The 12,215-nt window shown below is 37.2% G+C and carries 13 protein-coding genes; 3 read left to right on the plus strand and 10 right to left on the minus strand.

What is annotated here, in order from left to right:
• Positions 1–90: 90 nt before the first annotated feature.
• The 3 genes from DFR58_RS11535 to DFR58_RS11545 all read right to left on the minus strand — a co-directional run bounded on the left by DFR58_RS11535 (position 91) and on the right by DFR58_RS11545 (position 3,409).
• Complete coding sequence (locus DFR58_RS11535; RefSeq protein ID WP_114298001.1) at positions 91–912, minus strand: hypothetical protein; 822 nt, start codon at positions 910–912, stop codon at positions 91–93.
• Between the two features lie 16 nt (positions 913–928).
• Positions 929–1,657: a PspA/IM30 family protein gene (locus tag DFR58_RS11540; RefSeq protein ID WP_114298002.1), complete on the minus strand. Its 729-nt coding sequence runs from the start codon at positions 1,655–1,657 to the stop codon at positions 929–931.
• A 126-nt stretch (positions 1,658–1,783) separates the two neighbouring features.
• Positions 1,784–3,409, minus strand: a complete 1,626-nt coding sequence (locus tag DFR58_RS11545; RefSeq protein ID WP_114298075.1) for an ATP-binding protein — start codon at positions 3,407–3,409, stop codon at positions 1,784–1,786.
• 213 nt (positions 3,410–3,622) lie between these two features.
• Between DFR58_RS11545 and DFR58_RS11550 the strand changes: the two genes are divergently transcribed.
• On the plus strand, positions 3,623–3,832 hold the full coding sequence (locus tag DFR58_RS11550; protein ID WP_114298003.1) for a heavy-metal-associated domain-containing protein: 210 nt from the start codon (positions 3,623–3,625) through the stop codon (positions 3,830–3,832).
• Between the two features lie 48 nt (positions 3,833–3,880).
• Here the strand turns inward: DFR58_RS11550 and DFR58_RS11555 are convergent, their stop codons facing one another.
• The 3 genes from DFR58_RS11555 to DFR58_RS11565 form a co-directional block, all read right to left on the minus strand.
• On the minus strand, positions 3,881–4,564 hold the full coding sequence (locus DFR58_RS11555) for a GntR family transcriptional regulator (protein WP_114298004.1): 684 nt from the start codon (positions 4,562–4,564) through the stop codon (positions 3,881–3,883).
• A 74-nt stretch (positions 4,565–4,638) separates the two neighbouring features.
• Complete coding sequence (gene ispE / locus DFR58_RS11560) at positions 4,639–5,490, minus strand: 4-(cytidine 5'-diphospho)-2-C-methyl-D-erythritol kinase (protein WP_114298005.1); 852 nt, start codon at positions 5,488–5,490, stop codon at positions 4,639–4,641.
• Between the two features lie 199 nt (positions 5,491–5,689).
• The gene (locus DFR58_RS11565) at positions 5,690–7,258 is read right to left on the minus strand and encodes a DUF3794 and LysM peptidoglycan-binding domain-containing protein (protein WP_114298006.1); all 1,569 of its coding nucleotides are present in this window, start codon (positions 7,256–7,258) and stop codon (positions 5,690–5,692) included.
• A 276-nt stretch (positions 7,259–7,534) separates the two neighbouring features.
• On the opposite strand from DFR58_RS11565, the gene DFR58_RS11570 reads away from it, so the two are divergent.
• Both DFR58_RS11570 and DFR58_RS11575 read left to right on the plus strand, forming a co-directional pair.
• Positions 7,535–8,104: an RNA polymerase sigma factor gene (locus DFR58_RS11570; RefSeq protein ID WP_114298007.1), complete on the plus strand. Its 570-nt coding sequence runs from the start codon at positions 7,535–7,537 to the stop codon at positions 8,102–8,104.
• A complete protein-coding gene (locus tag DFR58_RS11575) occupies positions 8,050–9,270 on the plus strand; it encodes a DUF5050 domain-containing protein (protein WP_114298008.1) in 1,221 nt (406 codons plus the stop codon). Before DFR58_RS11570 ends, DFR58_RS11575 begins: the two co-directional genes overlap by 55 nt.
• Positions 9,271–9,376: 106 nt before the next feature.
• Here the strand turns inward: DFR58_RS11575 and DFR58_RS11580 are convergent, their stop codons facing one another.
• The 4 genes from DFR58_RS11580 to yabG all read right to left on the minus strand — a co-directional run bounded on the left by DFR58_RS11580 (position 9,377) and on the right by yabG (position 12,033).
• Positions 9,377–9,892 carry a C39 family peptidase gene (locus DFR58_RS11580; RefSeq protein ID WP_114298009.1) on the minus strand — a complete coding sequence of 172 codons (516 nt, stop codon included), beginning with the start codon at positions 9,890–9,892 and terminating at the stop codon, positions 9,377–9,379.
• A gap of 208 nt (positions 9,893–10,100) precedes the next feature.
• Positions 10,101–10,379 carry a hypothetical protein gene (locus tag DFR58_RS22170; RefSeq protein WP_114298010.1) on the minus strand — a complete coding sequence of 93 codons (279 nt, stop codon included), beginning with the start codon at positions 10,377–10,379 and terminating at the stop codon, positions 10,101–10,103.
• 393 nt (positions 10,380–10,772) lie between these two features.
• Complete coding sequence (locus DFR58_RS11590) at positions 10,773–11,039, minus strand: Veg family protein (RefSeq protein ID WP_114298011.1); 267 nt, start codon at positions 11,037–11,039, stop codon at positions 10,773–10,775.
• A gap of 115 nt (positions 11,040–11,154) precedes the next feature.
• Entirely contained in the window at positions 11,155–12,033 is an 879-nt protein-coding gene (gene yabG / locus DFR58_RS11595) for a sporulation peptidase YabG (protein WP_114298012.1), read from the minus strand.
• Positions 12,034–12,215 lie beyond the last annotated feature (182 nt).

The raw sequence follows: 12,215 nt of genomic DNA on the forward strand, positions 1-12,215 counted from the left end.
ATTCGACATAAAATACTTTTTCCCTTTTATTATGCAAAAAAAGGCTTAATAATTAAGCCATTTTCTTTTATCTTAAATAACAATTGGTTTTTACAAATTAATTTTATTTCTTCGCCTCTCCTCCAGAACGTTATCAAGTGCTTTTGCCTCATCTACAGCCGTTTGCAGCTTTTCTACCATTTCCTCCGACTCAATGCTCGATATAGCCTGATGCTTAAACATATTTACCGTGCTTTCCATATAATCGAGCTTTGCACTGATTCTTTCCAGTTCCTTCTTTTCATCCTTCAGCCTGTTTATTATCTTTTCATCCATTTCTATGAGGTTTTTCACATCCTCCTTTATATGCGGGTCATTTGCAAAATTGAGCTTGCGGACATTTGCATTAATCCTGTCGGCTATAGTGCTTACATCCATCTCTCCAAGCTCCTTGCTTCTTATGCAGAAATTAATAAGCAGCTTTATATAAGCAACTATAAGATTCAGCGTCTGCTCTACTATTTTTTCCTTTATATAGCTGTGCTCTCCTCTGAAATAGGATTCAACTATATCCTTTTTATCGTCCATAACCCTTCTCAGCTTCTTCATATAAGCAGCATTGGTATGTCTTTTCGCTTCATTGGCAAGCTTTAAGCATTTATAATTTAAATCCTGTATCTCCCGTCTCTTCTCTCTGCGGTTAAACTCCTCATGAAACTCCTCGCTTAAAAGAGTTTTTGCAATAATGCCAAGATATATGACCAGCGCGGGAAGATATACAACCGGAGTCGTAGGGTCAATCAAAACCGACAGCCCAAATACATCCAATCCGCTAAGCATATTTGCGGCAATAGCAGACGCAGCCAGAAGCAAGCACATCCAGCCAAGATTTTTAAATTTAAAAAATGCACTCATCACCATTCTAAATTTCATATTACCCTCTTTAAAATCAATTTGTAGTCTTATTATTAATCTTTTCCTTAACCTCAAAGCCCTGCTCGCTTCCTAACATAGCCTCAGCTCTTGCACGGGCCCTGTCTCTTGCGGAGTTCATATCCAGCCTTTTAAGCTTCATATCCATATTGTCATCATTTAACGATTCTATAGCGTTTGCCCTTGCCGTCTTCCTGTTTACAACCTCTCTGGCCCTGTCCATGCTCTCGTTTACACTGCCTACAGTACTGTTTTTAGAGGTGTATTTAGCATTTACGGAGTTTATATTCTCCCTCAGGCCCGCCATCTTTGCCTGAGATTTTAATGTCCTTAGCTCGTTAAGCTTGGAGGTCATCTCAGATTCAAATATCTTATAGTCGTCACGGATTTTTGCAACCTCTGCCATAGCGTTGTCATAAGTTGCCTTATGAGTATCAAACACCGTCTGATACTCCTCCTCCTGCATTAGGAGCTCCACAAGCACATCCTTATCTCCCTGCCTCTGAGCAGCCTCTACTCTTGCCTTTATAGTAAGCAAGCTCTTTTCGGCATTCTTCATCTCAATTTTTATCATCTCAGCATTGGTTTGGATCTCTATAATTTGCTTTTCGGCCTCTTTTCTCGCTCTGTCAATCTGATTTTTAATATCCTCAAAAAGAGCTTCGGGGTTTCTTTCCTCAACCCCTCCTATAAACAGCCCGAAAAAGCCTCTTATTACGGAACCCAATCTGCTAAATAAACCCATAGAGCATTGCCTCCCATTTATATATTCTTCTTAATATTAATTTATTATAAATAAGACATCTTGTAAACAAAAATTACTATAATAATATGTATTATACGTGATTTTTATTTCCATGTCTGATATTTTTTAACCCTCTGCCATATCAAGAGCCTCTCTGTTGTCCAGCCACTTTTTATACCTTTCCGGAAGTAAATCCTTATCGTCACATTCCTTTATTGCCAGCATGGTCATGAACTCAACCTCCTGAGTGCTTGGCCTGCACCTGTCTATTGCCTTCTGCAATATATTTCCCGTAAGAACACATCCATCGCACCCGTCTTCATTTGCCAGCTCATACGCTTTTCTTACCACCGTCTCAATTTCAGCGCCGGTGTAGCTTTCACTCTTTTGGGCAAATGGCATAAAATCCTTTATATCGGTCTCAAAGCCATATTTGCCTATCATTATCTTAAATATTTCAGCTCTCTCTTCAACCTCAGGCAGCAGAACAGGTATCTTTTTATCAAACCTTCCCGCTCTTTTTAATGCAGCGTCCAGAAGATCCGGCCTGTTTGTGGCGGCAATAAAAATTACCCTCCCCCTGTTGCTTGTATTTCCCGTGAACTGCAAAAATTCGCTGAAGATATTTCTTCCCACTCCGCTGTCTCCGCTTTCGCCTCTTCTGAAAGCAGTGTCAATTTCATCTACAAATACTATTACAGGCTGCTGAGACTGCGCTCCCAGCAGGCATTTCTTAAAATTCTTTTCACTTTCACCCACATACTGCCCTAAAATTCTTGACATGTCTATTTTTACGCAGTTGAAGCCGCTGGATTTGGCAAGAGCGTTTACCAGAAGTGTCTTTCCCGTCCCCGACGGCCCGCACAGCAGTATGCCCATCGGAACCCTTCTCAAATCCCCTTTTCTTACAGGCTCTATAATATTCTTCATAAGATATCCTTTTGCTCTGTCCATTCCCCCGATATCTTCAAAGCCTATCTCAGGATAAATAAATTCCAGAACATCTCCGTATTCCTTTTTAAGGACGGAATGCTTCTTCTCCTTAATAAATTCAAAGCTCACAGGCACATCCTCAGCCTCCGCCTTAAGCTTGATATCCTTTATGGATTTTTTGCTTAAGCCTGACGAAAGCTTTGCAAATTCTTCTACAGAAATATCTGTTTTTATAGTATTGTCTTTTAAAAGAAATTCGATGTACTTTTTTCTTTCATCCTCTCCGGGAAGCTCTATAAGCACAGGCTCTATCCTATAGGATGATTTAAGAGTCTCCTTGCTGACATCGGCAAGGTTGTCCGCCAGCATTATTATAGTGCTTCCTACGGAAGATACCTTACCGTCCACAGACCACTCGCAAATCCATATTAATGCAGCACGTTCCTCTAAAGACATGCTTCCTATATCTACCGCAGGAATGATCTTCTCTGCGTGATTTAAAAACAAAATCATTTTGGTGCTTCTTATAGCCATGTCTATATATGGAAATATCTTCGACGGAAGAGAGTGTAGCAAGCCGGAAGCCTCATTTGAGGTTATTTTATTAAACTCTTTCTCCATGCCGGGGTCTGCAAACGTGAGTCCTCTTGAAATATCATAAAATGCCACTATTGCAAAGCCCCGTGCTTTAACAAACTCCTCATAAAGAAAGCGATCCATGTGTCTGTAATTGTCCACCACATCCCTTACGTTAAAGTACAGGAGAAACTCATGGGAAATACCCGCCCTATATTTACTTAAAAACTCATCATACCACATATTTAACAAAACCTGCCTCTTAACAGAATTATTATTTATAGTATATAACTTATTAAATTAAAAAACCGCAGTCATAGTATTAAGCAGCATAGATTATAATGTAATACTCTATGTTTAGTCAATATAAATATATTTTTATGTTTGATAATATTTTTTATGCCGCAAAGGAATAATACTAACTATCATAAAGCTTAAAACAAGGAGGCCTTTTACATGGAAACAACCACTTTTAACGTTCCCTCAATAACCTGCAGCATTTGCTCAAATAAGATACAGCAGAGCCTTAAGGGTGTCAAGGGAGTAAATACTGTTTCTGTAGATTTAAAGACCAAAACAGTAAACGTAGATTATGAGCCTCATGACATAAATCCTGAGGAAATCAGAAAAAATGTTTCCTCTATAGGGTATGAGGTAATACAATAGCATTAAAAGGAGGGAGATATGTGTTTTATGTTACATTCTCCCCTTTTTTCAAGTCAGATTATTCTTTTTTATTGAATTTACTATAGTAACCTCTTGATTCTTTATATGCTTCTGGGCCAGCACCAAAGCCTTCTCTGGGTCTTTAGACACTATAGCGTCATATATCTCCATATGCTCGTGCATTATATCCTTTGTGCTTATATAGTCCTTAAGGTATATAACTCTGAACCTGTGAACCTGCTCCCTTAAATTGCTGGATATTTGTATAAGCTTCTCATTTCTCGATGAGCGGTAAATTATGTCATGGAACTCAACATCCTTTTTTATAATTCCGGGAAGGTTTTCCTTCTCAACATTACTTATGAACTGGGAAAGCACATGCTTTAGCTCCTTAATCTCATCCTCTGTGATTCTCTGAGCGGACAGAGCTGTTGCCAATCCGTCCAGAGAGGCTCTTACCTCCAGCACATTCATTATGTCCTTAACAGACAGATCCGCAACCTGCGCCCCCTTTCTTGGGATCATATTTACCAGACCCTCCAGCTCAAGCTTTCTTATAGCCTCACGTACCGGAGTGCGGCTCACTCCCATTTTATCGGCAAGCTGCACCTCCATAAGCCGCTCCCCCGGCCTTAGCTCGCCAACTATAATTGCTTCTTTCAAGGTGTTAAAAATAACTTCTCTTAAAGGCTTGTAATCATTCAAATTTACCTTTGAAAGTTTTCCTGCCATACGTATCTCTCCTTTGTAAAGCTATTGTAAGCGTTACTTTTTTCTTTGTGTTTCTAATACCGGTCCAGGTACTCTTAATACGTGGATGTCAATATACACTCCCAATTAAACTTCCTGACATGCCTATATGCCCTTTCGGCAGTCCCCGCATTCTTAAATACCCCGAAAACAGTGGGCCCACTCCCGCTCATCATGCTGCCTATGGCCCCAAGCTCCATCAAGGTATCCTTTATCCTTTGTATAACTCCATACTTTGGTATTGTGACTGTCTCCAAAACATTTTGAGTATTTTTGCAAAGCGTGCTTAAGTCCCTGTTTTTAATAGCAGATATCAACAGATCGGTGTCAGGGTGCCGGGAAATATTTTTCAAATCAAGGTTGCTGTAGACCCACGCCGTAGACACTCCTATCTTAGGCTTTACCAGCACAACAGCCACTCCTTTCAAGGGAGAAAGGGCGGTAAGGATCTCTCCTATTCCTTCGGCAAGCATTGTTCCTCCCAAAATGCAGTACGGCACATCAGCTCCTATCTGCTTTGCCACCCGTATTAATTCATTAGTAGAAAGCCCCAGCTCAAGCAAGGTGTTAAGCCCCTTTAAAACGGCAGCAGCATCGGAGCTGCCTCCTGCCAATCCCGCTGCCACAGGTATTCTCTTATCAATTACTATTTTGACTCCTGTTTTAACGCCGGCAGTCTCCATAAGCAGCTTTGCCGCTTTATATGCAATATTTGATTCGTTTGAAGGAACCCACCTGCAGTTGCACTGTATTTCTATTCCCTCACGCGCCGTCTCAAGCATTACCCGGTCATGCAGCGCAACGGTCTGCATAATCATTTTGACTGTATGGTAGCCGTCGTCGCGCCTGCCTGTCACATCGAGAGACAGGTTTATTTTAGCCCTCGCCTCAAGCTCTATTGAATTCATTTCCTAAATATCTCCGTCCGATATAATTATTGTTAACAATTTACAAGCTGTTTTTACCTTTATTCTTTAACTATTAAATAATTAAGTATATTATATACAAAGAACAATATCGTTTCAATAAAAAGTGCCTGAATTCTAAATTTCAGGCACTTTTTTCTATCACAATATCAATTTTTAATACAAAGGGAGCCTTTAGCTGTTATGATATTTTCCTTGGAATCAATATCTGCTGTCCCGGTATAACGGCCTCGTAATCCGCCATATTGTTGACCCTTTCAATATCATCCACAGTTGTACAGTATTTTTTTGCAATTTTCCACAGGGTATCCCCCGGCTTTGTGAAATAAATCACTACGCTTGGCTGCGTATCGGCGCCTCTGTCATCCATCGGAAAATCATTTGCCTTTGAAATAACGGAAAGCTGTATCTGATTAATTACTCTGATGTTCATTCCTATAACCACTCTCAGCTCCACTTCCTTTGGAGAAACAGAGCTATGGCTGCAATTGTCTATTACAGCCTCCGCTTCGCACTGCATTTCAGGCTTTATGCCTCTTATATCCACGCTGTGCTTGAAGGGTACCTCCTTGGTACACGCAAAAACAGCCTGCGGGTTGTTTTCTGCAAGATACAGTATTGTGTTGTTAACCGATCCCTCAATCACTACTTTTTCATCGGATATTATCAGCTCGGAAATTACAGGCTTTGACACAACATTAAATATTTCAGCTATCTCACAATCCTCATCCTCCGTTTGCATAGTGTCCTTAAGAATTATTTGGCTTTTATTTTCACTGAACGTCTCCTCTGATTTAATTAGCTCTTTTTCCATGCCTATCTTAAAATACCTGCTGTAAGCATCCTCTACAACCTCTATATTTTTTTTGCCGTAGCCCTCGGCAAATATTTTGAGTCCTATTTCAGCATTTAAAACTCTTAATTCTCCGTCGCTGTCCTCCTCCATGTCAAAAAGAGTGTCATTTATATCATATTCAACCCTGCATTCGCAGTCCTCATTTATTTCAGGCAAATCTACAAACTGCGTAAAGGGCATCTGATGCTCCATAAAGTATATACTTCTGCTCTCGTCGTCTCCTACATACAGGGTGGAAATGTTCAGCTCCCCCTTTGCAATTATTTTTCCGTCAGTAGCCTTATATTCCTTCCCCGCTATTTTTATATCATTTCTTAAAATTTCCAGCATGGCAGGCTTATCTGAGGGAACCTCAAGAGACTCTCTCATTGAATACTCCTCTGTGTTATCACCAAGGAAGCAATTTATCCTTATGCTCTCCTTTAAAATCTGTACATCCTCTTCCGCTCTCAGATTGTTTATTACGCTGTACTCAGTCTCCTCCTGTGCTTTTCCCTCCACCTTGACAACAGCCTTAACATTAAGCTTTCTTCCGTTTAAGATATCAAAATCCATATGCTCTATCTCGCATTTGACCCTTCCCTTCATCCCGGGCCTTGCATTATCAATATCCAGTCCACAGGAAAAATTGGAGCTGCTGTTTATACTTTTTATATTTTCTTCCTCATTATCCGAAATGTAAAGTATCTTATATTGTATTGTTCCATTAACCAGTATTTTATCCTGCATAACATCGGTGTCGCCTATATAAACATCTCCGTCTAAAAGAATTATCTTTACTATGTCAGGCTTTATATCAGGCACGATTATATCATTCTCTATCACCGTCTGAGTGGAATTACTGCCAATTAATCTGCTGACCTTTACCTCTTCCCTTATAAGCTCAAGTGACATTTTTTAACCCTCCTCCAACTTAATTTAAAAATGGGCTTTTACTATTAGTTAATATATATTGAAAAGGCAAAAAAAATATTACTTTACTGAAAAATAAGGTAAATATGGGCAAAGAATTAACTCACCCCCGGCCCCTCTCTTTTCAAAAGAGGGGAGCAGAGGGTGAGGAGCTTATTAAGCTTTTTTTGGGGAACATCGGTTTCTTGAAAAAATTTTTTATAATTTCCAACAAAACGCTCCCATAAATTGTTATTATTATTGAGGGGGTGAAAGAGTTTGAATAATGAAATTGATAAATTAATTACAAATGTAAAAAGCGGAAACCTCAATGACTTTGCATTGCTATATCAAAAAATGTCTAAAGGGGTATATGCTTTAGCATTTTCAATATTAGGCGACAAGCCATTAGCAGAAGATGCCATACACGAAACATTTATTAGAGTTAAGCTTATGGCTAATTCTTACGCTTCCGGAACAAACGGGACAGCATGGGTTTTGAGAATAACAAGGAATATATGTTTGAATGTCCTGAAAAAACGTAAATTTGAAGTGAATTTTTCAACAAACGAACAAAGTCCGGGTTTTGAGAGCATTGACCATATAAGCCAAAAACCAGAATATGCATATGATAAAAAAAATGAATTTGAAAACTCAATAGAAAGATTTGTTTTGAAGGAAGCATTAAACAAACTTAAAGATAACGAACGTCAAATTGTATTGCTATATTCAGTAAAAGGATTAAAACATCATGAGATAGCTGATTTGCTTAATATCCCAAAAGCAACGGAACGGTGGCAATACCGTTCAGCAATAGGGAAATTGAAAAATCTTTTAAAAAATTATTAAGGAAAGGAATGGTATCTATGAAAAACAAGAGTGAAAAGGAGATTCTTGACATACTTTCAAATGCGATTGAAAAGGATATGCCAGATGTGTGGGATAAGATTAAAAACAATCAGAAAAGCCGTTTAAGCGATATAGAGTGCGAAATGCCCACACCTATAAAGCCCCGGCGAAACCTCCCTATAAAAAGAATCTCATCAATTGCAGCAGCATTTGTAATAATTATCGCCGGAATTTATATCTCACTTTTTTATGGGGGAGGAATTTTAAAAATGTTTGGAAATAAGCCTAACATGTCATTAGACTCAAGGTTCTATATTGTTGAGGCAAACAATACTTTGTACTATCAGGACTTTACAGATGGTTCTAAGTTATACAGTATGGATATGAATGGTGGTAACAGAAAAAAGCTTTGTGATGATTATGTTGTAAATTTAATAGCTGATGGGGAATACATTTATTATCAAAATCTAAATGACCAAAAGCAATATAGAATTAGAACGGATGGTACAAAAAGAGAATTATTAGCAAATGTTAATGGGGATGTAGTTATTCACGATGAATTTATTTATTTCACAGGTAATAATGGTATTTATAAAATTAATAAAAATGGTCAAGGATTAGAGAAGCTTTCTGATGTCCTAGCAAATACACTTAGATTTTATAATGAAAAGCTCTATTTTTCAGGAATTCCAACAAATAATGATAGTAGTAATGGCGGCATTTATAAAATGAATTTAGATGGTTCAAACATACAGAAAATTTCAGACCAAACCACACATGATTTTAAGATGTCAAACAATTATATTTTCTTTCAAATTTATGGGAACAAAATTTCACATTATATTTATAGGATAAATATTGATGGAACAGGAATGAAAAAGCTTTTAGACAAAGAACTAACAACAGGTACATTTGATATTAAGGATAATAACATATACTTTATTTCAAGTGAAAATTCAACCCCAAGCCTTTACAAAATGGACATTAACGGGGCAAATATCACAAAGCTTATAGATAATTTTGAAGCGACAACAATAAATGTTATTGGAAATACAGTGTATTGTTACCACCCTTCTTATGGAGGAAGGTTATTTAAGGTTGATACAGAAAGAAAAGCAAAGTTGGAAATCTTAACAAACTACAATAAAAATAATACAGACAAATAACTATTAAATGTCTGTACCAAAATTGCAACACACTACACGCTATATTATTGCTTTCCTATGGGACTCTTAAGGCTCTCCTAATTACCCTACAGAGTTCCTTTTTTTCCTAATAAGGCAATACCTTTGTCCAACTGCCGAAGCCAACAAACTGGTTCCAGTCTATGTAACGTGAGCCTGTTGACCAACCATCAGCAACCTTTAAGAAGCAAACATCACTTTTACCAGACTTCTTATAAGCACAATACGCAAATACGCACACTGAATGGTTTGCATAATAGTCATTAGCCATGTTGAATACGAATGGTCGTCCTTGGTCTATTTGAGATTTTGCTACATTCCAATCAAGAACATAGTCATTATTGCCCCTACCGTTTGTATAATTGTATTTTTTGAACATTGCTGTGGCTATATCGTCGATGTAAGTTGGGTCTGTTCCACCTGAACTTGTCCACCAACCTTTATCTTTAGCGATAGTGTGAATATCTTTATAAATAGCAGTGAATCCAGAAGGTAAACTACTGCATCCGCCATAATTTTTGTGATATTCAAAGATAGTGGCAAGTGCTGTTAGACTGCAATTATTGCTGTTATCACCGGGATATAAAGAATCAGTATCCGTCAATAAGTGTTTAGTAATCTTTGATTCCAGTGAAATGAAATTAACCTTGTTGTTTTACGCATGAATTAAAACTCCTTTTCGATTGTTTATTTTTTGTATATCTTGTGTAGTGTGTTGCAATTTTAAGACAGATACTTTAAATCCTATCTTTATCTGCTGAAAATTCAACAAGATTAGTAGTCATTTTGATATCCTGCCTTTAATTAAGTTATTATTTTTTTATAAGTTTTTTGAAATCGCTTAATAGCAAAAATACCATTGTACCCATCGGAATTTTGCTTATTAAATAATAGTATTCATTCTTGCTAAAAAGCAAATTGAAAATATAGTATAAGATTACAGCTATAAATATAACAACAAATAAATAAATTAAGGAGTTATTTATAACTTTTTTCAATTGACTTCTTAAACCAATAAACTTTTCTAAAAGCAAATATTCCAACAATGCAATGCCTATTGTTACTATTAATTCCATAAGTCCCTTTGTCATAATAAATACCAATAATTATATATATAATTCCGCTTTTCTACATTATTCCATAAAACTTTAACATTCAAAAGTTTTTGCTTTATTGAAAATATTACCATTCAATTTAATTTGTGTCAATATTTTTTTGGAAATTTAACGAAACATAAGTATCTTTGATGAAAAATGCAAATCTGATACGGATATTCTGATGCGGATATATTGAATGTTTTTAAGCACAACCTTGGCTTTTTGTTTTATATTTAATGCAACGTTTGCGGGCAAAATTAAAGGAGCGGGAAATAAATTCCCGCTCCTTTAATTTTACCTTAAAGTAAACATTAGTCATAGTGTCATAAAAGTATATAGTTTAATATCCCTTAAGTATCCCGCCAATCCCATTCTGTCCTACCGCTATCAGCTAACCTGTATCTTTTTATTATCCTTGCATACTATAAGCTCTACAGCCTTTGTAAGTATGTCGGTGTAGCTATAAGATACCCTTCTAGTTGCTTCATAATCGTTTTCAAACTTCACTATGAAGATGCTGGGATAGGTGTTTTCAAGGATTCCTTCTCTGATAAAAGCTTTTTTCCTGCCCTTATTGGCTTTAAGCTGAACTTTTTCACCAATACAGGTTTCAATGTCTTTCTTGATTTGTGAAAGATCACTTTTTCCTATCATTGAATCACCTCATCTTCTGTTTGGAAATATTATATCATATAAAAATAGGCTTGTCAAAAAAAATAAATATTATAACAAGGATTTTTTAATTATGTCAAGTACTATTTTTAAAATATTAATTATTGTATGGTTCGACAGGAAAACCAACCCTGTATTTTCCACGTGTTTCCAGTCCTCCTATCCCTTCCGATCCTGTTATTGTATTTTTAATGACATCCGATGGTCCCAGCGTTTTGCCTATCCCTGTAAAAGCTACCTTCTGGCATATAAATACCGGATCAAGCGCATGAATTAAGACTCTGTAAGGCGAGCTTGCATAATTTGCCCCCGCCTTTATTATCAAATTGTACATGGACTGGCAAGCACCGGCGAAAATTACCAGACTGTCAATATCAGGCTCATATCTTCTCGCTTCCCGTACCCCCTCAATAAAGCACATTGAATTTCTGTAATTTTCGATATTGCAATAGTTTCCATTACCTTTAATTACACCATCGTGGCCTGTTAATACAAGAATATCCGGCCTGTGCTCCCGAAGCAAATCATATATTTGCTCCGCCTGCCGGTTTTCGGGTATATATATTCCGGTACACTCAAGACCAAATTTTCTGTATTGCTTTAAACAAGTGTCGAGGTAATCTTCATCTCCGTCTATATGTAGTATCTTCCCCGGTCTCGAAAATTTCCGGGTATTATCAGGTGTGGTATTCCTATATACTGCTTTTTTTAAACCACCCCTATATTGGTGAATCTGCTGTATGTCCCTGCACTTTTTATTAATCATTGACGCCATTCTGGAATTGTGCTCAATCAGATTCTTATCGGTAAGCACGTACAGGTCCGTTTCCGGGGCATCTGCCTCTATCCTGTAGCTTATGCCTTGGAGTGTTATCACTTTCTCGCCTTCAACATCCTTTATATCCACTATTTTGAAATAAACATCCCCTCCATATGATTTTCTTGCCACAGTATCCCCTATTTTCAGTTCTCCCACTAAATCACCTTCGTCCTTTTATAGTTTTAAGGCAACTTCAAAACAAGCTCCGGATCGCATAAATTTTTCTAGTACATAATATGCGTATGAATTTTATGCTGTTACAAAAAAAATAACTATTGCTTCCATGCAATAACAAACGGTATAATAAATTTGCATATATAATATAGGCAGCTATATTG

It is taken from the genome of Anaerobacterium chartisolvens, assembly GCF_003337415.1.
Taxonomy (GTDB): Bacteria; Bacillota; Clostridia; order Acetivibrionales; family DSM-27016; genus Anaerobacterium; species Anaerobacterium chartisolvens.

Excerpts from the sequence above, each read along its gene's own strand:
- DFR58_RS11535 (WP_114298001.1), bottom strand. The coding sequence starts at position 912 with ATGAAATTTAGAATGGTGATGAGTGCATTTTTTAAATTTAAAAATCTT.
- DFR58_RS11540 (WP_114298002.1), bottom strand. The coding sequence starts at position 1,657 with ATGGGTTTATTTAGCAGATTGGGTTCCGTAATAAGAGGCTTTTTCGGG.
- DFR58_RS11545 (WP_114298075.1), bottom strand. The coding sequence starts at position 3,409 with ATGTGGTATGATGAGTTTTTAAGTAAATATAGGGCGGGTATTTCCCAT.
- DFR58_RS11550 (WP_114298003.1), top strand. The coding sequence starts at position 3,623 with ATGGAAACAACCACTTTTAACGTTCCCTCAATAACCTGCAGCATTTGC.
- DFR58_RS11555 (WP_114298004.1), bottom strand. The coding sequence starts at position 4,564 with ATGGCAGGAAAACTTTCAAAGGTAAATTTGAATGATTACAAGCCTTTA.
- ispE (WP_114298005.1), bottom strand. The coding sequence starts at position 5,490 with ATGAATTCAATAGAGCTTGAGGCGAGGGCTAAAATAAACCTGTCTCTC.
- DFR58_RS11565 (WP_114298006.1), bottom strand. The coding sequence starts at position 7,258 with ATGTCACTTGAGCTTATAAGGGAAGAGGTAAAGGTCAGCAGATTAATT.
- DFR58_RS22170 (WP_114298010.1), bottom strand. The coding sequence starts at position 10,379 with ATGACAAAGGGACTTATGGAATTAATAGTAACAATAGGCATTGCATTG.
- DFR58_RS11590 (WP_114298011.1), bottom strand. The coding sequence starts at position 11,039 with ATGATAGGAAAAAGTGATCTTTCACAAATCAAGAAAGACATTGAAACC.